The organism is Ferrimonas lipolytica, assembly GCF_012295575.1.
Taxonomy (GTDB): Bacteria; Pseudomonadota; Gammaproteobacteria; order Enterobacterales; family Shewanellaceae; genus Ferrimonas; species Ferrimonas lipolytica.
Genome location: NZ_CP051180.1, coordinates 1,286,398 through 1,308,651 on the forward strand (window position 1 = coordinate 1,286,398; position 22,254 = coordinate 1,308,651).

At 50.4% G+C, this 22,254-nt stretch carries 22 protein-coding genes and 1 tRNA gene; 11 read left to right on the forward strand and 12 right to left on the reverse strand.

The window, feature by feature from the left end; translation table 11 throughout:
• Positions 1 to 115 precede the first annotated feature (115 nt).
• Positions 116 to 862 carry a response regulator transcription factor gene (locus HER31_RS06075; RefSeq protein ID WP_168659729.1) on the forward strand — a complete coding sequence of 249 codons (747 nt, stop codon included), beginning with the start codon at positions 116 to 118 and terminating at the stop codon, positions 860 to 862.
• 607 nt (positions 863 to 1,469) lie between these two features.
• On the forward strand, positions 1,470 to 2,129 hold the full coding sequence (locus HER31_RS06080) for an NAD(P)H-binding protein (protein WP_168659730.1): 660 nt from the start codon (positions 1,470 to 1,472) through the stop codon (positions 2,127 to 2,129).
• A 93-nt stretch (positions 2,130 to 2,222) separates the two neighbouring features.
• Here HER31_RS06080 and HER31_RS06085 read toward each other — a convergent pair whose 3' ends face one another.
• Genes HER31_RS06085 through HER31_RS06095 form a run of 3 tightly spaced genes read right to left on the reverse strand, consistent with a single transcriptional unit; the run spans position 2,223 to position 6,320 of the window.
• Positions 2,223 to 3,263: an HlyD family secretion protein gene (locus HER31_RS06085; protein WP_168659731.1), complete on the reverse strand. Its 1,041-nt coding sequence runs from the start codon at positions 3,261 to 3,263 to the stop codon at positions 2,223 to 2,225.
• Positions 3,264 to 3,297: 34 nt separating this feature from the next.
• Positions 3,298 to 4,827 carry an MFS transporter gene (locus HER31_RS06090; protein ID WP_168659732.1) on the reverse strand — a complete coding sequence of 510 codons (1,530 nt, stop codon included), beginning with the start codon at positions 4,825 to 4,827 and terminating at the stop codon, positions 3,298 to 3,300.
• On the reverse strand, positions 4,824 to 6,320 hold the full coding sequence (locus HER31_RS06095) for an efflux transporter outer membrane subunit (RefSeq protein WP_202983611.1): 1,497 nt from the start codon (positions 6,318 to 6,320) through the stop codon (positions 4,824 to 4,826). Before HER31_RS06095 ends, HER31_RS06090 begins: the two co-directional genes overlap by 4 nt.
• Before the next feature lie 211 nt (positions 6,321 to 6,531).
• On the opposite strand from HER31_RS06095, the gene HER31_RS06100 reads away from it, so the two are divergent.
• From HER31_RS06100 to HER31_RS06120, 5 genes are all read left to right on the forward strand, one after another.
• Positions 6,532 to 7,188: a TetR/AcrR family transcriptional regulator gene (locus HER31_RS06100; RefSeq protein WP_168659733.1), complete on the forward strand. Its 657-nt coding sequence runs from the start codon at positions 6,532 to 6,534 to the stop codon at positions 7,186 to 7,188.
• Between the two features lie 216 nt (positions 7,189 to 7,404).
• Positions 7,405 to 7,962 carry a PepSY domain-containing protein gene (locus tag HER31_RS06105; protein WP_168659734.1) on the forward strand — a complete coding sequence of 186 codons (558 nt, stop codon included), beginning with the start codon at positions 7,405 to 7,407 and terminating at the stop codon, positions 7,960 to 7,962.
• Positions 7,963 to 8,042: 80 nt separating this feature from the next.
• Positions 8,043 to 8,330: a hypothetical protein gene (locus tag HER31_RS06110; protein WP_168659735.1), complete on the forward strand. Its 288-nt coding sequence runs from the start codon at positions 8,043 to 8,045 to the stop codon at positions 8,328 to 8,330.
• Between the two features lie 55 nt (positions 8,331 to 8,385).
• The gene (locus HER31_RS06115; protein ID WP_168659736.1) at positions 8,386 to 9,081 is read left to right on the forward strand and encodes a response regulator transcription factor; all 696 of its coding nucleotides are present in this window, start codon (positions 8,386 to 8,388) and stop codon (positions 9,079 to 9,081) included.
• Complete coding sequence (locus HER31_RS06120; RefSeq protein ID WP_168659737.1) at positions 9,082 to 10,290, forward strand: sensor histidine kinase; 1,209 nt, start codon at positions 9,082 to 9,084, stop codon at positions 10,288 to 10,290. It begins immediately after the preceding gene.
• Positions 10,291 to 10,343: 53 nt separating this feature from the next.
• On the opposite strand, the gene HER31_RS06125 is transcribed toward HER31_RS06120, so the two are convergent.
• From HER31_RS06125 to HER31_RS06165, 9 genes are all read right to left on the reverse strand, one after another.
• Positions 10,344 to 11,288 carry a LysR family transcriptional regulator gene (locus tag HER31_RS06125; protein ID WP_168659738.1) on the reverse strand — a complete coding sequence of 315 codons (945 nt, stop codon included), beginning with the start codon at positions 11,286 to 11,288 and terminating at the stop codon, positions 10,344 to 10,346.
• A 309-nt stretch (positions 11,289 to 11,597) separates the two neighbouring features.
• Positions 11,598 to 12,050 (reverse strand): nitrate reductase cytochrome c-type subunit, encoded by a 453-nt coding sequence (locus HER31_RS06130; protein WP_168659739.1) that lies wholly within the window; start codon positions 12,048 to 12,050, stop codon positions 11,598 to 11,600.
• Positions 12,050 to 14,518: a nitrate reductase catalytic subunit NapA gene (gene napA / locus HER31_RS06135; RefSeq protein WP_168659740.1), complete on the reverse strand. Its 2,469-nt coding sequence runs from the start codon at positions 14,516 to 14,518 to the stop codon at positions 12,050 to 12,052. Before napA ends, HER31_RS06130 begins: the two co-directional genes overlap by 1 nt.
• Positions 14,519 to 14,533: 15 nt before the next feature.
• Positions 14,534 to 14,767 (reverse strand): chaperone NapD, encoded by a 234-nt coding sequence (locus tag HER31_RS06140; protein WP_168659741.1) that lies wholly within the window; start codon positions 14,765 to 14,767, stop codon positions 14,534 to 14,536.
• A gap of 188 nt (positions 14,768 to 14,955) precedes the next feature.
• Positions 14,956 to 15,282, reverse strand: a complete 327-nt coding sequence (locus HER31_RS06145; RefSeq protein WP_168659742.1) for a TusE/DsrC/DsvC family sulfur relay protein — start codon at positions 15,280 to 15,282, stop codon at positions 14,956 to 14,958.
• Positions 15,283 to 15,286: 4 nt separating this feature from the next.
• The gene (tusB, locus tag HER31_RS06150) at positions 15,287 to 15,592 is read right to left on the reverse strand and encodes a sulfurtransferase complex subunit TusB (protein WP_168659743.1); all 306 of its coding nucleotides are present in this window, start codon (positions 15,590 to 15,592) and stop codon (positions 15,287 to 15,289) included.
• Positions 15,589 to 15,954, reverse strand: coding sequence for a sulfurtransferase complex subunit TusC (tusC, locus tag HER31_RS06155; protein WP_168659744.1), 366 nt, complete (start codon positions 15,952 to 15,954; stop codon positions 15,589 to 15,591). Before tusC ends, tusB begins: the two co-directional genes overlap by 4 nt.
• Entirely contained in the window at positions 15,947 to 16,336 is a 390-nt protein-coding gene (gene tusD, locus HER31_RS06160) for a sulfurtransferase complex subunit TusD (protein WP_168659745.1), read from the reverse strand. Before tusD ends, tusC begins: the two co-directional genes overlap by 8 nt.
• 504 nt (positions 16,337 to 16,840) lie before the next feature.
• Positions 16,841 to 17,497 carry a Bax inhibitor-1/YccA family protein gene (locus HER31_RS06165; protein WP_168659746.1) on the reverse strand — a complete coding sequence of 219 codons (657 nt, stop codon included), beginning with the start codon at positions 17,495 to 17,497 and terminating at the stop codon, positions 16,841 to 16,843.
• A 208-nt stretch (positions 17,498 to 17,705) separates the two neighbouring features.
• Between HER31_RS06165 and HER31_RS06170 the strand changes: the two genes are divergently transcribed.
• The 4 genes from HER31_RS06170 (at position 17,706) to pstA (ending at position 22,213) form a co-directional block, all read left to right on the forward strand.
• Positions 17,706 to 17,796: transfer RNA gene (locus HER31_RS06170), tRNA-Ser, on the forward strand.
• 622 nt (positions 17,797 to 18,418) lie between these two features.
• A complete protein-coding gene (locus tag HER31_RS06175; protein ID WP_168659747.1) occupies positions 18,419 to 19,459 on the forward strand; it encodes a substrate-binding domain-containing protein in 1,041 nt (346 codons plus the stop codon).
• 80 nt (positions 19,460 to 19,539) lie between these two features.
• On the forward strand, positions 19,540 to 20,919 hold the full coding sequence (pstC, locus tag HER31_RS06180) for a phosphate ABC transporter permease subunit PstC (protein ID WP_168659748.1): 1,380 nt from the start codon (positions 19,540 to 19,542) through the stop codon (positions 20,917 to 20,919).
• Positions 20,912 to 22,213, forward strand: a complete 1,302-nt coding sequence (pstA, locus tag HER31_RS06185; protein WP_168659749.1) for a phosphate ABC transporter permease PstA — start codon at positions 20,912 to 20,914, stop codon at positions 22,211 to 22,213. Before pstC ends, pstA begins: the two co-directional genes overlap by 8 nt.
• The last annotated feature ends 41 nt before the right edge of the window (positions 22,214 to 22,254 follow it).

Consider the following 22,254-nt stretch of genomic DNA (forward strand, 5'->3'; position numbering starts at 1 on the left):
AGTTATTCAAAGAGCGCTTCGGCGCTCTTTACTTTTGAAGACTGTGGTGAATCACAGAATAAGATGGTGGCTATTGATAGGATTGTATACAAAGAGTTGCTAGTGCTAGATAACGATGAACCTTAAAATTAAAGACGAACGCTTGATGAATGAGCTGTCCAAATTGGCCCAGCAAAGTGGATTTGATGGCTTTTGTTTTTCTATTAGGCCTATTGAATCATTGAATCCGTTACCTGATATTAAGCGGTTGTCTAAGCTCTTTAGAAATTATGCAGCTAGGCAAAAGCACCTAGTTTATTGGGATGATAGAAGTAAGGCGATTAGGGAAGATTATTATAGAACAGTCTCAAAGATTGATGTTGAAAGCCATAATAATTCGTTGGGGTTTAATCTTTGGCTGGGAAAGAGCCATTCCACGAAGAATGCTGAGCGAATAGCCTATTTCAAGGAAAAACATGGCTTAACTTGTGTGGTTAACTTTCGGGTTGAACTTGCAGGTATTGAGGGGTGGCACGGGGTATTTAATCTATTTTCTTCTGAGGAACCAAGTAAAGTCCAGAGCTTATTGAGTAGCAATGAAAGCCATTTGGCGTGGCAATTACAACTCTATAGTAGTCATTTATGTCAGCTTTATATGCCTCAGCTGAATCCGATCGCCAATTTTGAATGCCTGTCAGAAAAGTCTTTTAACATAATTGAGCTGATGGCTGACGATTATAACAATGCTCAGATCGCGAGCACATTGCACCTTAGTGAACGAGGGGTGAGTTACCACATCGACCGTTTGAAGCAGGTTTTTAATGTTAGGTCGCGAACTGCGCTAATCAGCAAGATTTATCGATTTGGATTGCTCTCTCGATAGTGCAGAGCACCTTTACTTTGTAATTACGTACAGCTGAATAGTTCGTCCATTCTTTGTTTGAATTAATATGCCTATACGTTCGCTTGAAAGCGCTGCAGTTTAAGCCCTTTAAAGGGCTGTGTACCAACTAAGTGTTGTTGTTTCCAAGGCTGTTAAAGCACTAGCTAGGCGAGTCGCGATACAAAGGTAAAGCACTATCGCTATTGATCTTCTGCCGCATTGGAGCAGTCCAGCGAAGCGTTTTGGACTGCGATTTAACGCAAGGGGGATTGCAAAGGGGGGCGAAGCTCCCCCCTAATGCATACAAAAATGTGCCGTCGCCACTGCGACATAACCCCTTAAGAGTACTGCAATCGGTACAGCTGAAGGCTTAAGATAAACCTCAACAGCTAACTACGACACAGCCCTTTAAAGCAGCAGTTGGGCAGTAATTGTACGCCGATTAATCAAAGTCAACATTAGCCAAGAGGAACGTATTGACCTTATCGAGCGAATGATTAATGGTAACACTTGAGTAACAGCTCAGTGCTTGGCTACTACAGGATGTTGCAGTGCAAGCAGGGTTGTATAGCAGTACGTTACATACAACTACAATCGAGATTTAGGGATGAAAGCAGTATTGGTTGCAGGAGCAACAGGGGCAGTAGGGCAACAACTGGTTGAGTTACTGCTGCGCCACCCCGATGAGATAACCGTTCACTTGCTTAGCCGGCGGGCGACCAAGTGGCAACAGCACCCGCAAATCATTGAACATATTCTACCGCTCAACGATATAAATAAACTCAAGGTGGCTAACGGCGTTGATGCGGTGTGCTGCTGCTTGGGTACCACCATTAAAACCGCAGGCAGCAAAGCGGCGTTTACCGCAGTGGACTTAGACGCGGTGCTAACCCTTGGCGCATGGGCAAAGCAGCAGCAGGTGGAGCAGTTTCACGTTGTTAGTAGCCTTGGGGTTAATGCCAAGGCTCGCGGCTTCTACCTGCAAACTAAATATCAGATGGAGCAGGGGCTAATTGCACTGGGGCTGCCGTCGCTCTATATCTATCAGCCATCGTTGCTGCTAGCACCACGGGATGAGTTTCGTTTGGGCGAAACCGTGGCAAGTAAGGTAATGGGGCTATTTTCGTGGTTACCCAAAGCCGACCGCTGGAAGCCAATTCAAGTTGAGCAGGTTGCAACCGCTATCAATGCCAATATCGCTACGGCGCAAGCCGGAGTGCAGTACTGCAACTCCGCTGAGATCCAGCGTATTAGCCGAGCTAAGTGATGCGTAATCAGATCAAAAAGGCGCCTTAACGGCGCCTTTTTAGTGTTTATAGCAATCCTTGGCTGCACACTTCAGTAGCTACCATTGCCGCGCTTAGCGCTGTGATTCAACCTTGACGGTTGGCACTACAGACATACCAACTCGCAGCTGTGTTGCCAGCAGTTGGTTAGCATCGATGCTTATCTTGACTGGCAAACGCTGCACAATCTTGGTGAAGTTACCGGTTGCATTGTGTGGCGCTACTGCGGAGTAGCTGATGGCGCTGGCCGGGCTTAAGCTGTCTACTTTGCCCAGCAGCTGTTGCCCCGGAAACGCATCCACACTAATGGTTACCGGCTGGCCAACTGCCATTTTTGCAAGTTGAGTTTCGCGGAAATTGGCAGCGATGTAGATCTCATCCAGCGGCACTATCATCAGCAATGGGTTACCGGCATTGACGTAGCCACCCACGCGCACCGATTTTTTGCCTATGGTGCCAGTTATTGGCGCAACGATAGTGGTGTAAGACAGCTGCAACTTGGCATTCGCTAAGCTGGCTTGCGCTGCCGCTAACTGGGCTTTTGCCTGTTCGATTTCAGCTTTGATGATATTGCTTTGCTGCTGTTGGGTTGCTAACGCGGCTTCATCTTTGTTTAGATTAGCCTGTTCAATATTGAGGTTGGCTTGTGCTTGTTGCAGCGCTTGCACGGTGCCTGAGCCATCGGTTGCAAGGTTGCGGTAACGAGTTAGGTTGACGTTGGCTAAGGTTAACGCGGCTTTGCTGGCCATTACCGTGGCTTGAGCCTGCTGCACTAACGAATCTTGTTGCAGCAAGTTGGCATTTAAGCTGGTTATCGCCGCTGCTGCACTGGCAACTTGAGCGCTGGCCGCGTCAACCGCAACCACAAACTGTTTGTCGGCAATCGTCGCTAGCACGTCGCCTTGTTGTACCAGTTGGTTATCTTCCACCAAAACGTGTTTAACCGTACCGGCCACCTGTGAGGCAACGACGGTGAAGTCTGCTTGGATGTAGGCGTTGTCAGTGGTTTGCTCAGCCGCAGCGGACTCCGGTTGATTAAGGTACGCCGCGCTAGCGCCGATCACGGCAATAATCGCTGCGGAAACGGTTACTTTGATGCTGGTAGGTAATGCCATAGTGATTTGCTCGAATTAGGTAAAAAGGGAATGCTTATTGTTGGTCTGGTGCTGGCACGTAGGTCATCATTAACCCTAACGGGATTAAAATGAGCGCTAGGATCCCAAGGCCGATATAGGCATCAGCGATCGACAACACCAACGACTGTTGGGCAACGACTTGCGCCAGTGCACCAGGTTCCAGCGTTGCCGCTACGTTATTGGTAATAGACGCGGCGTGGTCGAGCAGCATGTCGCTGTGCAATCCACTGCGCTCGGTTACCAATTGGCCAACTACGGCGCCGCCAATCAAGGTGCCAAAGGCACGCAGAGTATTGATGGTGCCAGAGAAATAGGGGCCTTCATGGGGCGCCAGTACGCTGGTCATTAAGAACAGTATCGACACTACTGCCAGCGGTTGGCCGACAGCTTGCAGCAATTGGGTTACCACGAATTGCTGCAGTGCCCATTGAGCTGTTAGCTGCGCCCCTGAAAAACAGGCCATAGCGATAACAAACAAACCCAAGCCAAGCACCACGCGGGCGTCGACCCACTTGCGGTATAACAGCAACGCCACTACCGAACCCAAGACCAACTGCGGTAACGCGATTAATAGCCCAATTGGGGCGCTTTGTAAGGCGCGGTAATCTTGCAGACTGGCCAAGTGCATTGATGGCAACATCGAGCCAGACATCAGCACAATCAGCAAACTGGTAAGCAGTATCGAGCCTATACCTAAGTTGCGGCGGCCAATCAGTTGCGGCTGCATAAACGGCGTTTTGTGGTGCCATTCGGTTAGCAGATAGCAACCAAGCATTACGACGCCGGCAACCAGAGAAACCACGATAATCGGCGAGTTAAACCAATCGAGGCGGCCGCCCTGATCGAGTGCGACGGTAAGCAGGCCAAGGGCAGCAACACCGCACACCATGCCTAACCAGTTACCCTCTTTAAAGCGTTGGTACTTTACCTCTTCTTTCGGTAAGCCCCAGCTCATTAACGCCGCGGCAACGATGCACATAGGAATGATCTGCCAGTAGATCCAGCGCCAATCAGCTAGGCCGTCGGTCCATTGGCCGGTAAGCCATACCGCAAGGTTAGGGGCGAAGGTGGCGGTCATCGCGTACAGGGCTAAACCATGTAAACGAATGTTTATTGGCAAAAACTTGAGCGCGGCCATCATTAGAATAGGCACTAAGGCACCACCGGCAAGTCCCTGAATAAAACGCAGGCCAATAAGTAAATTGAGTTGCTCGACCAATGGCAAGATTAGTGCAATAACGGCACAAACGCTGACCATCGCCAAATGAAAGCGGCGCACCGACAAGGTGATGGCAAACCACGATGCAAATGGCATGGCTATCAACTCACCGGCAGAGTAGGCGGTAGATAACCACGAGGCACTATCAATACTTGCCCCAAAAACGCCACGTACGTCGGCTAAACCAAGGGAGCCGACGCGGTTGTTTAGCCCCGACATCATTGCGCCAATAAAGATAGCCAGTAAGCCAGCGATGATCTGCGCCGAAAGGCCTGCTGGTTGGGCTGGTGTTGCCGCTGGAGCGGTTGTGCTGGCGCTACTCATTGGTCGAGCCTCGCTGTGGTTACTACTGCGCTGTTGTCCCAACCGCGACCAACTGCTTTAAACAGATTAACCACCGCTAGGGAGCCACTGGTTGCGCTGTCGTTAAGGGTTAACTGGCTTTGCAGTAGTTGGTTCTTGGCGTTCAACACACTGAGTTTGTCCGCTACCCCCTGTTCATAAGCACGGCTAACCGTGGCCAGTGCTTGCTGATTGTAGCTGTGGGCGATGGCTATCTCTTCATGGTGGCTTTGCTGGGCAGACCATGCGTCCATGGCATTGTCGACGTCATGCCACGCTTGCAACACGGTTTGGCGGTAGTCCAAGGCCGCGCTCTTTTGTTGTTGTTTGGTTAGCTCCAGCTTGCGTTTCAGCTTGCCACCTTGGAAGATCGGCAAGTAGATGCTTGGGCCAACGGAAAACACACGAGAATCCCAGCTGGAAAGATCGCTGCTGTCGTAGCCTTCAACGCCAATGTTGCCGTTAAGGGTAACACTTGGGTAGAAGTTGGCTTCGGCTACACCAATGGCCGCTACGGCGCTGTGTAAACGAGCTTGGGCTGCAAGAATGTCCGGCCGCTGTTGAGCCAGATCGGACGGCAGCGCCACCGGCACGCCGTGCGGAAATTCAGGGCTAGCGTTGTGTTCCAACAGCAGGGTGTTCAACGCCCGAGGTTGTTCACCCACCAACAGCGCTAACGCGTTCATTAAGGCGTTACGACGTTGGGTTAGTGTTGGCACTTGGGCGGTAACCGTAGCTAACTTGGTTTGTGCGGTAATGGTTTCTAAATGGGTGCTTACGCCGTTGCGTTCGCGGCTCTTGGCTAGCTCCACCATGGTGGCGGCGATTTGCTGTTGCTCAACAACAATGTCGAGCTGGGCTTGGCTACTGCGCAGCAGCAAATAGGTATTGGCAATGTCGGCGGTTAGGCTTACTCGAATTGCTTCGCGCTGATAAATAGCAGCTTCCAATGTAGCTGCAGCACTCTCTTGTGCGCGTTGATTCTTGCCCCAAAAGTCCAGTTCCCAGCTGGCGGTTAGTCCGCTTGTCCAGAAGTTATCTGCGGCGGTAGGCGCACCCAAGGCGGCAAAGTGACCGTTTTCGCTCAACCCTTCGCGAGCATAACTGCCGTTGGCAGACACCGTTGGCATCAGCTCTGAAGTGGCTAATCCCAGTGCCGCTCTGCTTTGCATAATGCGGCTGCTTGCGCTTTGTAAGTCGAGGTTGCCTTGCTGTGCTGTTGCTTCAAGTTGCGCCAACACAGGATCGTTGATGATCGACCACCAGTTCCACGGCACCACAGTACCATCATTATTGGCGTTGGCTTGGGCGCCGTAATCGATATCCGCCAAGATATTGGTTGTGGTTAACGGCGACTGCGGCGCTTCGAAGTTTGGTCCAACAGCACAACCGGAGAGAATGGCGATAGAGAGCACGGCGATCATTTTCTTGGTAAATGATCCGTTTGAACCTTGATTGATAGGGGAGTGATTCATTGTTTGTGTTCCTAATAATGCAAGTATCTATCGAACTGTACCGCTCGGTTCGGTGTTTAGGCGTAAGTAACTCAACAACCCCTTTATGGGAGAGAGTTGGCTTCTTAGCTGCAGCTTCGCTTTGGGTGTTTGACTGGATTAACAATTGAACTGTACCGCTCGGTTCGATATAATGAACCTAATTTAATGCGCTGTCAAGGTAATGTCCTTCATGATTGATGATTCCAATATGGCCCCAACTCCAATTTCAACCACCGAAATGTCGCTTGGGCCCAAGGCGAAGGTGGTGTTGCAGGCAGCGCGTAAAATCTTTCTAAGTCACGGCTTTAATGGCGCCACCACCGACATGATTCAACGGCAAGCTGGGGTATCGAAGTCGACTGTTTATGCGCACTTTAAAAACAAAGAAACCATGTTTTTGGAGGTAATTAAGTGTGAATGCGAAAAATTTACCGCGTCGGTGCAGCAGATCCAATTTGTGCCGGGTGACTTGGCAGCAACCCTAAAGGTAATGGGGCAGGCTTATCTTAATATCGCCCTATCTGATTCGGCGCTAGCGCTGTATCGGTTGGTGGTAGCTGAGTCTCCACGCTTTCCCGAGGTGGGCGAGCTGTTTTACCAAACTGGCCCTCTAGTGGTGAAAACCGAGGTGGCAAAGTACCTTGCCCAAGGCGTAGCAGCTAATGAGCTCGCGTTAGGGGGCCACAGTGCAGAGGAGGCCGCCGAGGTTTTCGTCGGCTTGATCCGCAACGAGTCGCATATGATTAGCTTAACCCATCCTAATGAGCCGGTGGATGTGGCAGCGCAGCAGCGGCGACTTAACGTGGCGATCGATGTGCTGATCCGCGGTTACGGTAGTCGCGAGTAGCGTCAATACACACAGTACACTCTGTTGGCACTGTTCCGCTGCGCATTAATCAACAAAGGGCCCCTAGTGGGCCCTTTGGCGATTATTGTGGAACGCAAAGGCCAACCTTACATAAATGTAAAGTTGGCGAAAACTTGCTGCAAATCGGTATTTGTATAGTGACTCCATCGACAAGCAACCTGCTTGCTGGATTAAGCGTTATTAAAGGAAGTCACTATGAAAAAGTCATCATTATCTAAGTCCATTACTCTAGCCACAGCGTTTAGTTTCGGCGCGTTGTTTACCATCGGCGCGGCTTACGCTAACGATGCCCCTGCAACCTCAACTACCGATAAGATTTCGCTGCTGCAAGCGGTGTCGTTGGCGCAGAGCAACACTGGTGCCACAGCGTTTGAGGTAGAACGCGAAAGCGAGATGGGTCAGGCATTTTATGAGATTGAGCTGGTTGGCACCGAAGGACAAACCATCTACACCGCGATTCACAGTGAAACCGGCGAAGTACTGCTAACCAAAGAGCGTCGTAGTCGCAATAAGAAGCACCATAAAGGCAACGACGACCAGCTTGAAAATGCATTGTGGTTATCTGGTCTTAACCGCGGCTTGTACCTTTCGGTTGAGGATGTGGTGAAGCAAGCTCAAGCGCAGTATGACGCCACAGCTTACAGCATTGAGCTAGAAGATGAGGACGATGCCTTAATCTACGAAATCGAGTTGGTTAACGCCGCCGGCAAAGAGATTGAGGTCGAGATTAATGCCCACATTGCTGCCAAGTAATTACTACTAATGGCCGCCACGTTTAACCAATCAATAGCTATTATGGGGAGGGGTAAGCCCCTCCTCAATGGAGTACCAAAATGAGTTATTTACCCCTCTATAAAAATCTGTCGCAGCGATTGCAGCAGCACCTAAAGGCGATAAAGCACAATGGTTTACCCGCTGTTGTTGGGTTACTGGCCTTTTCACTTTTCTTTGTTGTTGGACTGGTTACACTGGGCGCATGCCTGTTGGTTGGGCTGATTGTAGTCGCCTTCGACAAGTGGCAGCAGCGCCCAATCGATGCAACCGCTGAGCAACCTGATAAAGCCAACAGTGCAACCAACGACCATAGCCGCAGCAGCGACGAACCTGTCGCTGCCGTTTAGCCACACCGCAGTGCAGGCTCGGTTACCGCTACCAATTTGAGATAAAGAGAACAGCATGCGCCTATTGTTGGTTGAAGACGATGTCAGCTTGAGCAGTTTTGTTGAGAAAGGGCTGCGTGAAGCAGGCCACCACGTTGATGTGACCGATAACGGCAAACATGCATTGGCGTTGTGCCTAACTGAACAGTTCGATGTTGCTATCGTTGACCGGATGCTACCGGGGCTGGACGGCCTGTCGTTGGTTAAAGCGATGCGTGCTGCCCAAGTGGGTACTGCGGTACTGTTTCTTACCTCCCTTGGTGGCGTGGACGATCGGGTTGAAGGGTTGGAAGCCGGTGGTGACGATTACCTCACCAAACCGTTCGCTTTTTCTGAATTGTTGGCACGGGTCAGCGCGCTGTCACGCCGAGCCTCATTAACTTCAACCGAAACCAAGCCTGAATTGGCGGTTGCCGACCTGGTGCTCAATCTGTTTGAACATCGGGCAACGCGGCAGGGACAGGCGCTTGATCTGCAGCCCAAAGAGTTTCGGATTTTGGAACTGTTTATGCGTCACCCTGGCCGAGTGATAACCCGCACCATGTTGTTGGAACACGTTTGGGACATCCACTTCGACCCACAAACCAGCGTGGTAGAAACGCACATTAGTCGTCTCCGCAATAAGCTTGAGAAGCCGTTTGGCGACAGCGTGATTCAAACCGTTCGTGGTGCAGGCTACAAATTGGAACTGCGCCCGAACGAGGACAAATAGATGCGTATTACAGAGGCTGTGATTGCAGCGTTTGCTGCAGTCAGCTTGCGTTTGCAGCGCTATGTAAAGCTGCCGCAGTGGCTCCGCAGCTCAGCAACTCAGCAAGGGCTGATGTTTGTGTTGGTTTCCTTACTCAGTATTGTGCTGATGGCCAGCGCCAGCCTTGTTTACGTAGACTACGAGCTAGGGCAGCAAAACAAACAGATTGTAAAAGAATCGAAAAAGCTGGTGCGGGGCAAGCAGAGCAAGGTCGACGACGACCCTATTGAGGACGACGAGATCCTTGCGGTGTTAACGACCGCATTTGTTCTTTCTGGGGTGCTGGTAACCCTGTTTACTGCTGCCATTGTGGTGGCGGTTACACGCCGGAGTCAGCGCCGCATTAGTCGTATCGAACAGGTACTCGCAGCTGCTGCTGATGGTGATTTATCCCAGCGCACTGGCGAGCAAAACTCCCACAATGATCTAGCACGGATAGCCGTGGCAACCGACGAGATGCTATCACGCTTGCAAGGTTCAGTTGCCGCCATGAGTGATATCTCCGCGAACATCGCCCATGAGCTCAAAACGCCAATTACCCGGCTACAACATCAGTTGATTACCTTAAAGCTGGACGCGCAGAACAACTGCGGTTCGGAACAGTTGGTTGACGATCTGGAGTTAGCGTTGATTGAATCGCAACGGCTAGCGGCTATCTTTGATGCGCTGTTGCGGATAAGTCAAATTGAGTCTGGTGCTCGGCGCAGTCGCTTTAGCGAGATAGACATCAACAAGGTTGTTGCTACCGTTGCCGAAATCTACACCGACGTTGCCGAAGATGCGGGGATGGAGCTTAGTGTCGATAGCACTGCTACACCGTTGCTGCTCAATGGCGACCGAGAACTGCTTACCCAGCAGCTTGCTAACTTAATTGAAAACGCACTGCGTTATTGCTCGGCGGGAGCCAAGATCAACTTAACTAGTGGTTATGATAGCTCAACAGGAACGGTGATATTGCAAGTAGCCGACAACGGCCCGGGTATTACTGATACGGAGAAAGAGCGGGTGTTCGAACGCCTCTATCGGGTTAATAAAAGCCGTACCGATGGCGGTTTGGGAATTGGCCTGTCGTTGGCTAAGGCGGTGGCAGGTTTGCATCATGGCGAAATCACACTGGCAGACAATCACCCGGGGTTGCGGGTAACCATCATGTTGCCAAGCACCGGCTAGCGCGAGGCGCTTTCATTGGTCGCGTCTATAACAAGACAATACCGTGGGTGCCATTAACCATTGAGTAGTAATGCGCTAGGTTCAATCATTTTTTGCTGCAGCAGTTGCTGTAAAATCGATTCGGTTTTAGCACGGAACAGTTGCCGTAACTCTCGCACCGCAGGGGTAATGGTTTGTCTGCTCGGACAGATCAACCACAGCTCGGTGGCGCTAGGTTGGTAGTTTTGCATTACTGGCACGACCCGACCTGCTAACAGATCCGTCGACATATCTAGGCAGGATTTAACCGCGATCCCTTTACCGCCAACACACCAACGTCTAACCAGATCACCATCGTTGGAGGCGCGATTGCCTGTGAGACGAACCTTTTGTTGCTGCTTTCCCTGATTGAACGTCCACACATCTTGCAGTGTGTCGTGAAGCTGGTAGAACAAGCCATTGTGACTGGCTAACTCATCGGGATTGGTTGGTTCACCAAATTGCTTAATATAGGCGGGGCTGGCACATAACAGCCGTGGCACGTTACAGATTTTGAAGCCAAACATATTGGAGTCCGTCGGTGAGCCGTAGCGTAATGCCACGTCAACCGCATCGCGATAAAAGTCGAGATTACTGTCGCTGATAACGCTGCGAAGGGACACCTTTGGGTAAGTATCCATAAATTCATCTAGCCACGGCGTAACAAGGTGGCGGCCAAGATCCGATGACGTTGAGATGCGCAGCTCACCATCGATAATATCGAGATCAGCGCGAATATTTAGCTTTGCTTGTTCGAGCACCTTTAGGGCTTGTTCGCACTGGGGCAGGTATCGCTCGCCAGCACTAGATACCCGCAGATGACGAGTGGTTCGTACAAACAGCTCTGCACCTAAATACGCTTCTACCCGTTTTACCGCCGCGCTGGCGGTAGCGGTTCGCATATCTAAGTTGGTCGCCGCGGCAGTGATGCTGCGAAATTCAGCAACCTTTAGAACCACTATTAGATCTTCCAGCAACATAATTAGTGCTCTTTTATTTGATAATTAATCAAATATAACACTGTTTTTGATAGCAGGCTGGCGGCGTATATCGCCGCTAAGGTTTAGCTTAATTGGGCTGTGTCGTAGTTAGCTGTTGAAGTTTATCTTAAGCCTTCGCCCCCTTGGACTCTCCCTTTGCCGTAGGCCGCAGTCTAAAGCGCTTCGCTGAACTGCTCCAATGCGGCACATGATCAATAGCGGTAGTGCTTTACCCTTATATCGCGACTCGTCTAGCCAGTGCTTTAACTGTATTAGAAAGAACAACAACACTTAGTTGGTACACAGCCCTTAATTGGGGTAACCCGGGGCACTGAAGCTATTACCAACCATAGGTTCGATGTTGTCAGCTTGGCCAACATGGCACTGCACGCAGAAGTAGTAGTGCGGATCTAGCTCGCCATTATCAAGCCGATGGGAGCTGTGGGTTACCGGTACATCGGCTTTGGCATTGATACCATGACAACTTTGGCAGGTGTTACGCTTGGCGCTGATCTGGTAATTCGGCTTATGCGGATTTAATGGTGGTTGATTCTCGAAAGCCCGTGGCAGGGTATGACCTTTATTGGGGTAGTTTGCCATCGGTAGCGACGGTGATGGATCCGCTACTGCTGTTGGGCCGCGCTGGGAGTAGACCGGTTCAATCGATTCTGGCGGATGAAATGGGTCCACGGCATTGGGGTTGTTGCAACCCAATAGCAACAAGCTGGCGGCCACAGCTGAGGTTAACGTTAATCGCTGCATTAGGCTTTCCTCACGTTGACGGCACACTTTTTAAAATCGGTTTCCTTGGCGATCGGATCGGTGGCATCCAGTAACAGCTTGTTGACTAACTGGGTCGCATCGAAGAACGGGATAAACACCAGTCCTTGCGGCGGCTTATTTCGACCCTTAGTACTGATATGGCTACGAATACTGCCGCGGCGACTGGTAATAATTACCTCATCGCCATGTTTTAGCTTGCGATCTTTGGCGTCGGCTTTGCTCATATAGAGCAGGGCGTTTGGCATCGCTTTGCGCAGTTCTGGCACCCGTCCGGTCATGGTGGCGGTGTGCCAATGCTCTAACACGCGGCCGGTTTGTAGCCATAAATCGTATTCTTTATCTGGTTCCTCCGCCGCGGGTTCATAGGGGTTGGCAATGATCAACGCTTTATGATCCCCTTGGCCGTAAAAGTCGAACTCAGCTTTGGCATAAGGATCATCAGCGTTGGTGTAGCGCCAACGAGTTTCGCGACCGTCGACCACTGGCCAGCGTTTACCGCGATTTTCATGGTAATTATCGAACTTATCCAGATCGTGGCCATGGCCTCGACCAAAGCTGGCGTACTCTTCAAATAATCCTTTTTGCACATAGAAACCGCAATGATCGGCTTCGTCGTTAAGAGGCGACTTACACTGGGAGCGTGGATATTGATCGATGGTGCCATTAGCAAACAGCACTTGGTAAAGGGTTTTGCCTTTATGCTCTGGCTGCTTAGCGAGTAATTCTGGCGGCCATGCTTCGTCGGTGGTGAAGCGTTTGGAAAACTCCATTAGCTGCCATAGATCGGATTTAGCCCCTCGCGGTGCGTTAACCATCTGGTGCCAAAAGTGGGTACGGCGCTCGGCGTTGCCCACGCCGCCCTCTTTTTCTACCCACATTGCTGTTGGCAACACCAGATCAGCAACCATCGCGGTAACTGTTGGGTAGGGATCGGAGACCACAATGAAGTTGTCGGGATTGAGGTAGCCTGGTAGGGCTTCGTCGTTAGTATTCGGCCCTGCTTGCATGTTGTTATTGCACTGGATCCAATAGACATTGAGTTTACTGTCTTTGAGCATGCGGGTTTGCAACACCGCGTGATAGCCGGGCTTAGCATCAATGGTGCCAGCAGGTACATTCCATGTTTTTTCACATTTGGCTCGGTGCGCTTCGTTGGTGACAACCATGTCAGCGGGTAAGCGGTGAGCAAAGGTACCAACTTCGCGGGCGGTACCACAGGCTGAGGGCTGGCCGGTAAGTGAGAACGGTGAGTTGCCAGGTTGCGATATCTTGCCGGTGAGCAGATGGAGGTTGTAGACCGAATTATTGGCCCAGACACCACGGACGTGTTGATTGAAGCCCATGCACCATAGGCTCATCACCTTGCGATCTGGATCGGCATAGGCCCGAGCTAACTGCTCCAGTGCTTGTTTGGGTACACCAGAGATTTCATGGGCATAGTCGAGGGTGTAACCGGCCATCTGTTTGCGGTATGCGGCGAAATTAATATACGACATTTCGCCACTGCCGGGATTTTTGGCCGCTTGCTCACGGGGATCCTCCGGCCGTAAGCCATAACCAATATCGGTGGCTGTGGTTTTAAAAGCGGTATGCTTTTCAATAAAATCGACGTTTACTGCGTCATTTTCAATGATGTAGTTGGCGATGTAGTTAAGGATCACCAAATCCGATTGCGGCTTCATTACCATGTTGTTGTCGTTAAGATCGAAGCTGCGGTTGGTGTAGGTGGACAACACATGCACCCGCCCATTGGGGTTGCTGAGGTGGCGGGCAACTAAACGTTGCCATAGCACAGGGTGCATTTCGGCGGCGTTTGATCCCGACAGCACAAAATCATCGGCGTGTTCAAAATCGTCGTAACAGCCCATTGGTTCATCGATGCCAAACGAGCGCAGCAGGCCAACGGCAGCCGAGGCCATACAATGACGCGCATTGGGTTCTAAGTTATTTGAGCGAAAGCCCGCTTTCATCAGCTTCAAGGCCGCGTAACCTTCCCAAATAGTCCACTGGCCAGAACCAAACATGCCGACTGAGCTTGGGCCTTTGGTTTTTAGTGCAGTCTTCCATTTGTCGGCCATCACATCGAAGGCGGTGTCCCAATCTACTGGTGTTAGCTCGCCAGACTTGTCGAACTGACCATCTTTCATCCGCAAAAGTGGTTGGGTTAAGCGATCGTTGCCGTACATGATTTTTGGCAAAAAATAGCCTTTGATGCAGTTTCTGCCTTGGTTAACCGGTGAGTGGGGATCGGCTTTGGTAGCGACAACCTTGTCGTTGTGGGTACCAACTAATACCGAGCAACCAACGCCACAAAAGCGGCAAGGTGCTTTTTGCCATTTCATTGCGCTGGGAGCTTGTGCAGCTGCACTGGGAAGGGAGATGCCAACAACGGATGCGGCGGCGGCAGCGGCATTGGCTTTGAGAAACTGACGGCGATCAATGCTCATTAATGTCCTCACAGGTTATTTCAACGGCTCAATATGGTGGCTAACTAAACTGACTGAAAGAACACCGGGTATGGTGTGAAGCGACTCAATGCCAGGGTGATGACCTTCGCCTTCAAGCGTAATCACCAATTGACCATCAATAGATTCGGCATGGACTTCAGCTCCTTCAATGGAGTGGAGGTATTGCAACACCGAGTCACGTTGATCTGGCTGCAGTTGCAGGATCAGGCTAGTGACGTGGTACTCCATAATCGACCTCAATTCACGTGTTTAGCTCTAAGTGTAGAATGACTATTCGAATATGGTTTGGTGAGTTGAGGCCGCTTAAACAACTGCGGCCATAGCAGTTGAAACGCGGCGGAATGATAAAAGGATCGTGATTACCGCTGCAGATAACAAAAACGCCGGCAATGGCCGGCGTTTGGATGAAGTTGCGATTAGATGCAACGAGCGGGTTTGGGTAACCCGGCGATCTTGGTCGCTTGCTTAGCTGGGCCCTTAGGGAACAGCTTGTACAGGTACTTACTGTTGCCTTTGTCTTCGCCTAGCTTTTGGCCGATGGCTTTTACCAGCACTCGGATGGCGGGGCTGGTATTAAACTCGAGGTAAAACTCTCTAACAAAGTTTACTACTTCCCAGTGTGCTGGAGATAACTCAATGTTTTCCTCAGCGGCCAATATCGGCGCCATTGCTTCGACCCACTGACTGCTATCTAGCAGGTAGCCCTGCTTGTCTGTTGCGAACTCTTCGCCGTTAAAGATCATTGTTTCACCATGCTACTTGTTGCTGGGTGTTCAACGTTAGTTGAACAAATTGGGAATAGTCGATGATGGTCGCGTTTACATTAGGCGCAATAGTGACACCGCGTGCGACCAGATCATCATTTAAAATATAGAGCTGCAGCTGGTTAAGGCTGTCGCTGAATCGAGGCTGTTGCGCCATCAATACTGCATCTTGCAGCAGTAATACTGGGTCGCCATTATTACGGTAGCGCAGCTGCTGCATCAATGCGTCGGGGTTAGCGCAGATCTGACTTAACGTATGCAGTGTTGGCAAGCTAGCTAAGGAACTCAAAATGTTAGCACCTCTTTACTGTGACCAAGCAGCGCAGCGATTTCGCTTGGCGCTACAATGGTGGCGTCGACAATTAACTGGTCGGCGCTAATGCCACGCTCTTGCAATGACTGCTGACAGACCAAAATAGTATCGACGTCGTACATCGGCAGAGCCTTGAAGGTAACAATGTGGTTTTTGCTGGCAACGGTTTCAGGTTGTTGGTTGGCCAGCAGTTGGTAGACACCATCACCGACAAAGGCAGCGGCGCTAACCACGTCGTAACTGGCGTTTAATAGCAACAGATCCAGTCCTTCACGGCCACTGACACTGCCATGGGGTGCGCGCTGAAATAACACCGTCAGTTGAGTTGAATTAGCCAAATTGCACCACCCGATCCGCGTCTGCAGCTGCGGTTACGTATTCACCTAAACCACCAAGGCTAAAAGGCGATGCCACATTACCGCCGCTGGCATCAATATCCGCTGCTGCTTGATCATCAACTACACCGCGCCGAAGCGCCGCAGACACACAGCAAACCAACTCAACCCCTTGCTGGTTAAGCTGCTGCCATGCACTACCCATGTTGAACTCATCGCTGGCGGGCGAGAGCAAGGCAGAAGCGTTGTGGATGCCGTCTTGATAAAAGAACACTTGCCGCAACTGGTGACCGGCAGCAATTGCTGCTTGGCAAAAACGCAGTGCCGAATAGGCATGCTGACTGCCATAGGCTGGCCCGTTTACAAAAACTACAAATTGACTCATTGAGATTCAAAACCGGTAAAACATAAATATGTTGTTGGTACCACATATGGCGGCCAACTCTACTGCCACAAATGTAGCTTAAGTGGCTATGTGGCCATGCCAACGGGGCCGCAATAAGGCTGGTAACAGTACTTATTACGCTCGTCTTCAACAACTAATGTTGGATAGACATAAAAAGGGCTGTGTCGTAGTTAGCTGTTGAAATTTATCTTAAGCCTTCGGCTTCACCGATTTCGGTGCTTTTAGGGGAGGATGTCGCGGTGGCGACGGCATCCCAAGGGGAGCTTCGCCCCCTTTGGAATCCCCCTTGCCTTAGGTCGCAGTCCAAAACGCTTCGCTGAACGGCTCTAATGCGGCAGAAGATCAATAGCGGTAGTGCTTTACCCTTGGTATCGCGACTCGCCTAGCCAGTGCTTTAACAGCACTGGAAAGAACAACACTTAATTGGTACACAGCCTAAAAAAGGCCCCTAATGGGGCCTTATTGTACCTGATTTTTCAGGTCTTAGTCGTCGCCACCCATGCCAAGAATGCTCAGCAAGCTAACGAAGATGTTGTAGATAGAAACAAACAGGGTAACGGTTGCGTTGATGTAGTTACGCTCACCACCGTGAATGATGGCACTGGTTTGCATCAAAATGGCTCCAGAGGAGAACAGGATGAACATACCGCTCATTGCCATGCTCAGTGCTGGAATGTTCAGGAACAGGTTAGCGATGAACATTGCGATGATCACCCAGAAACCAGCCTGCATCATGCCGCCCATGAACGACATGTCTTTGCCGGTCATCAATACGTAACCAGATAAGCCAAAGAACACCAACGCGGTGCCGCCAAAGGCCATCATGATAACGTCGCCCATGCCGGCACCTAAGTACATGCTCAGGATTGGACCTAAGGTGTAACCCATAAATCCAGTAAGAGCGAATACCGCTGGAATACCGGCCGCGCTGTCTTGAGTTTTAGCTACTAAAAAGAGTAAACCGTAAAAACCAACCAGGGTGATGATCAAACCTGGGTGAGGTAGGTTTAATGCCATGGCGGTACCAGCAACAACAGCAGCAAACAGCAGTGTCATTGACAGCAGCATGTAGGTGTTACGCAATACACGGTTAATTTCGACCCCTTGGGTCTGAGCCGTTTCAAAACGACGGGTTTCCATAAATACTCGCTCCTAAGACGTTAGCGTAAAAATTTGATTCACTGCGTTAGACTATCGCAGTTTCGCTTAGTTTCATCAACATTGTGCTTGTAACAACGGATTTATCTTAGTTTAGCTGCTGGACTGGTTAAATCCGCAGCAAACGGCGCAAGAGTATTGAATTGCCTCTTTACAGTAGCGCAGTGGATCTCTATAGTTCGTTTCCGCCGGAGGGATGGCAGAGTGGTCGAATGCACCGGTCTTGAAAACCGGCAGGGGTTTATAGCTCCTCTAGGGTTCAAATCCCTATCCCTCCGCCATATTTAGGCGAACCCGCTAACTTAGCAATAAGTTAGCGGGTTTTGTCGTTCTAGGGGTAATAGCCTTAAGCGATTTTAGTTAACTGTGTCGTAATTCGCTGTTTAGGTTTGCCATAGGCACGGCTAGTTAATCTGTTTTAGCTAAGCAAGATGGCGTGGCGACGGTATCCAAAGGGAAGCCTTGCCCCTTTTAAAAGTCCCCCTTTGCCTTAGGTTGCAGCCCCAAACGCTTCGCTGGACTGCTCCAATGCGGCAGAAGATCAATAGCGATAGTGCTTAACCCCTGTATCAGAACTGTCTAGCCGGTGCCTTGACCGAATTGATTAGCTAAACACTTAGTCGATACACAGCCTCAATTGGTCACGACATTAGCCGACAATATTGAGTTAGGTTCAACCAAAATGAAACGGAAAACTTGGTTAAGTAACTAATTTTATTAATTTAAATTATATTATCCTATGTTTTTTCTCATTGTTCCCCAGCTGGGATAAATCGATTTCTGCTGTCAAAATGCGAACTGTTAGTGTTTGCTATTTAACGTCATAAAACTGCAATTTTGCTGTGGTCTATTAGGTTCCGTGGTTCGGATTCTCTCTATAAACCCAGTCAACAGGAGGTTGATGTGAACATTAAAGCGCTAATTGCTACGACAACCGTAGCGCTTTCGGTAGCTTCAAGTGGGCCTGCAAGTGCCGCATCTCGTGATTACATTAGCATCGTCGGTTCTTCAACGGTGTTCCCATTCGCAACGGTGGTTGCTGAGAGATTCGGCCGAACAACCGCCTTTGCCGTTCCAAAGATTGAATCGACCGGATCTGGCGGCGGTTTAAAGCTTTTCTGTGCTGGCATCGGTGACAAAACACCAGATATTACTAATGCCTCACGCAAGATTAAGGCCTCTGAAGTTGAGCTTTGTGCCAAAAATGGGGTTAACGACATCGTTGAGATCAAGATTGGTTACGATGGTATCGTCTTGGCTAACTCTAAGAAGGCGCAGCAGTTTCAACTTTCGTTGCGCGATGTCTATAACGGCGTTGCCAAGATGGTTCCTGATGCGAACGGCAACCTCATCGAAAACCCTTACCAAACATGGCAGCAAGTAAATCCAGCGCTACCTAACATCAAGATTGAAGTATTAGGTCCGCCACCCACCTCTGGCACCCGTGACGCATTTGCCGAATTGGCGTTAGAGGGCGGCTGTAAAACCTACCCAGAGATCAAAGCACTTAAGAAAACCGATAAGCAAAAGTACAAAGCCGTTTGCCGCTCTGTGCGTGAAGATGGTGGCTACATCGAAGCTGGCGAAAACGATAACCTGATTGTGCAAAAGCTGGCTGCAAACCCCAATGCAGTCGGGGTATTTGGTTTCTCCTTCCTTGAAGAGAATGCCGACAAAGTACAGCCTTCAATCATCAAGGGGATAGCACCTACCTTTGACAGTATCGGTTCCGGAGAGTATCCGATCTCTCGTTCTTTATTCTTCTACGTTAAAGAAGACCACAAAGATACCGTTCCTGGGCTGCAAGAGTACGTCGATGCGTTCACTTCCAAGAAAGCGATTGGTGATGAGGGTTACCTAACCGACCGTGGGCTGATTCCACTGGCTGCAGATGAGTGGAAGCTGGTGCGTTCGGCTGGCAAAAGCTTGACCCCAAACCTGTAACGGCTGCTAGCTAAACCAGCAGTTGTTTAGGATACGGGACGGCTACTTCGGTAGTCGTCCCATGACTAGTCTGAGGTTTTATGAATTCATTGCTTCTAGTCATATTGGTATGTATTTCCGTATGTGCATACGTGATCGCCAGCAAGCGCGCCCAGCAACTAGCCAGCGCCAATGGCGGTCTTCGATACCTCCATTCCCGGCCTAGCTATTACGGCATGCTCGCGGCCATTGTCACAGCGCTCCCGGCGCTGCTCATACTGTTTGTCTGGAGCATCTCTTCAGCGAGTATTATTCAGTCACTGGTGATGGCGGGCGTTCCTGATTCGGTGCTCAGCGATGGAACCAACCACTCACTCATCTATAGCCAGATCCAACATGTTGCCAGTGGCATCAAGGTGACCGACCACGCTTGGCTAATCAACGCGTCGGCGCATTATCAACATCTGCTCGCTTTAGGTGACAACATCAAATTTGCCGCCTTAATTGCACTCGCCGTAGCGGGGCTCATTTTCGGCTGGAAGCTGGTGGGACCGAAGTTACGGGCTCGGCCCCACGTAGAAAGCGTTATGCGCGGGTTCCTACTGATCTGTTCAATTTTGGCGATCCTCACCACCTTCGGCATCGTTCTTTCGGTGTTATTTGAAGCGATCCGCTTTTTCAATATTATTCCGCTGACGGACTTTCTATTTGGCTTGCAGTGGTCGCCACAAGTGGCATTGCGAGCTGACCAACAGGGTGCCAGCGGCGCATTCGGCTTTATTCCACTATTGACCGGAACGCTGATGATTTCATTCATCGCGATGTCCATTGCGGCACCGATTGGGCTGATGAGTGCAATTTACCTAGCGGAATACGCGTCGCCCCGAGTGCGGAGCATCTGTAAACCGCTGCTAGAGGTGTTAGCTGGGATCCCAACCGTTGTTTACGGCTTTTTCGCTGCTTTGGTGGTTGCCCCGCTAATCCGCGATAGTGCCACCGCCATTGGCATCGAATCGGTGTCGTCAGAGAGTGCGTTGGCCGCCGGCTTGATTATGGGGGTAATGATCATCCCGTTCGTTTCGTCACTATCTGATGACGTTATCACCGCTGTACCGCAGTCGCTGCGAGACGGGGCTCTGAGCTTAGGAGCAACACGCTCAGAAACCATTAAGAGCGTGGTGCTACCGGCGGCGTTGCCCGGTGTTGTCGGTGGCTTGTTGCTCGCCGTGTCCCGTGCTATTGGCGAAACCATGATTGTGGTGATGGCTGCAGGCTTGTCGGCCAATCTTACTGCTAACCCATTTGAGTCGGTCACTACCATCACCGTGCAAATTGTCACCTTGCTAATTGGCGATCAGGAGTTTGATAGCCCTAAAACTTTGGCGGCGTTTGCTCTGGGTTTATCGCTATTTGTGGTGACGTTGGCTCTGAATTTTGTGGCATTGCGCATCGTCAAAAAGTATCGAGAACAATATGACTGATATTTTGAACCAAATAGCCAAGACCAAGCAGCAAAAGGTTCGTGCTTCACTGGCTAAGCGAAAAGCGCAAGAGAGTCGATTTCGTTACTACGGCATTATCTCTATCAGCGCCGCGATCCTGTTTCTAGTGGTGTTATTAAGCGCTATCGTTTCGCAGGGATACACTGCGTTCTACACCACCGAGATAAAATTAGACATCTCGTTAGATAAAGAGACGCTGGATCTTGCTGAGGGAGAACTAACTCAACAGGCATTGTTCCAAGCTGATTACAGTAGGGTGTTAAGAGAGGCGATAAAACAGGAGATCGCAATCTCAGGCCGTAAAGAGCGCAAGGCACTGTATTCGTTTATCTCAACTGGGGCTGAATATGACTTGCGTGACATGGTGGTTGCACAGCCTTCCTTGCTAGGCCAAAACCTCAGTTATTGGGCCCAAGCTGGCGATCTGTTTAACCAATATAACAAAGGTAATGTTGATGCCAGCGTCGAAGAGGGCTCTCGTTCATTCAAAAACCAACAGATTGGTTGGTACAAACAGTTGGCTAACGAGGGACGGGTGCGTACGGTCTTTAACCGTAACTTCTTCACTAATGGTGATAGTCGTGATGCTGAATTAGCTGGGATCTGGGGTGCCACTGTAGGCTCTTTCTACACTCTGTTGGTCTGTTTCTTAATAAGCTTTCCTATCGGCGTTGCTGCGGCAACTTATTTGGAAGAGTTTGCGCCGAAGAATAAGTGGACCGAAATGATCGAGATAAACATCAACAATCTTGCAGCAGTGCCCTCGATTGTCTTTGGTCTATTGGGGTTGGCAATCTTCCTGAACTTGGCTGATTTGCCACGCTCAGCCCCATTGGTTGGTGGATTGGTACTGTCGTTGATGACCTTGCCAACGATTATCATCTCGTCACGGGCGGCAATTAAAGCGGTACCGCCATCAATCAAGGACGCCGCTTTAGGGGTTGGTGCGTCGAAGGTACAGTCGGTTACACACCATGTGTTACCGGTGGCGATGCCGGGCATGCTCACCGGTACTATTATCGGAATGGCACAGGCACTGGGTGAAACCGCACCGCTAATTATGATCGGTATGGTGGCCTTTATCGTCGATGTACCGCAGGGGCCACTCGACGCTGCTACCGCATTGCCAGTGCAGATCTACCTATGGGCAGAAAACCCAGAAAAAGGATTTGCAGAGAATACGTCGGCGGCAATTATGGTATTGCTGGCGTTCCTTGCCTTTATGAATACTTGTGCGGTGCTGCTGCGCAAACGCTTAGAGCGTCGTTGGTAGGAGTTATTGTTTATGAGTGAAATTATTCGAGCGATGCCGAG

What these genes read in the sequence shown, in the direction of transcription:
- HER31_RS06075 (WP_168659729.1), top strand. Translation starts at nt 116, where the DNA reads ATGAACCTTAAAATTAAAGACGAACGCTTGATGAATGAGCTGTCCAAA.
- HER31_RS06080 (WP_168659730.1), top strand. Translation starts at nt 1,470, where the DNA reads ATGAAAGCAGTATTGGTTGCAGGAGCAACAGGGGCAGTAGGGCAACAA.
- HER31_RS06085 (WP_168659731.1), bottom strand. Translation starts at nt 3,263, where the DNA reads ATGGCATTACCTACCAGCATCAAAGTAACCGTTTCCGCAGCGATTATT.
- HER31_RS06090 (WP_168659732.1), bottom strand. Translation starts at nt 4,827, where the DNA reads ATGAGTAGCGCCAGCACAACCGCTCCAGCGGCAACACCAGCCCAACCA.
- HER31_RS06095 (WP_202983611.1), bottom strand. Translation starts at nt 6,320, where the DNA reads ATGAATCACTCCCCTATCAATCAAGGTTCAAACGGATCATTTACCAAG.
- HER31_RS06100 (WP_168659733.1), top strand. Translation starts at nt 6,532, where the DNA reads ATGATTGATGATTCCAATATGGCCCCAACTCCAATTTCAACCACCGAA.
- HER31_RS06105 (WP_168659734.1), top strand. Translation starts at nt 7,405, where the DNA reads ATGAAAAAGTCATCATTATCTAAGTCCATTACTCTAGCCACAGCGTTT.
- HER31_RS06110 (WP_168659735.1), top strand. Translation starts at nt 8,043, where the DNA reads ATGAGTTATTTACCCCTCTATAAAAATCTGTCGCAGCGATTGCAGCAG.
- HER31_RS06115 (WP_168659736.1), top strand. Translation starts at nt 8,386, where the DNA reads ATGCGCCTATTGTTGGTTGAAGACGATGTCAGCTTGAGCAGTTTTGTT.
- HER31_RS06120 (WP_168659737.1), top strand. Translation starts at nt 9,082, where the DNA reads ATGCGTATTACAGAGGCTGTGATTGCAGCGTTTGCTGCAGTCAGCTTG.
- HER31_RS06125 (WP_168659738.1), bottom strand. Translation starts at nt 11,288, where the DNA reads ATGTTGCTGGAAGATCTAATAGTGGTTCTAAAGGTTGCTGAATTTCGC.
- HER31_RS06130 (WP_168659739.1), bottom strand. Translation starts at nt 12,050, where the DNA reads ATGCAGCGATTAACGTTAACCTCAGCTGTGGCCGCCAGCTTGTTGCTA.
- napA (WP_168659740.1), bottom strand. Translation starts at nt 14,518, where the DNA reads ATGAGCATTGATCGCCGTCAGTTTCTCAAAGCCAATGCCGCTGCCGCC.
- HER31_RS06140 (WP_168659741.1), bottom strand. Translation starts at nt 14,767, where the DNA reads ATGGAGTACCACGTCACTAGCCTGATCCTGCAACTGCAGCCAGATCAA.
- HER31_RS06145 (WP_168659742.1), bottom strand. Translation starts at nt 15,282, where the DNA reads ATGATCTTTAACGGCGAAGAGTTCGCAACAGACAAGCAGGGCTACCTG.
- tusD (WP_168659745.1), bottom strand. Translation starts at nt 16,336, where the DNA reads ATGAGTCAATTTGTAGTTTTTGTAAACGGGCCAGCCTATGGCAGTCAG.
- HER31_RS06165 (WP_168659746.1), bottom strand. Translation starts at nt 17,497, where the DNA reads ATGGAAACCCGTCGTTTTGAAACGGCTCAGACCCAAGGGGTCGAAATT.
- pstC (WP_168659748.1), top strand. Translation starts at nt 19,540, where the DNA reads ATGAATTCATTGCTTCTAGTCATATTGGTATGTATTTCCGTATGTGCA.
- pstA (WP_168659749.1), top strand. Translation starts at nt 20,912, where the DNA reads ATGACTGATATTTTGAACCAAATAGCCAAGACCAAGCAGCAAAAGGTT.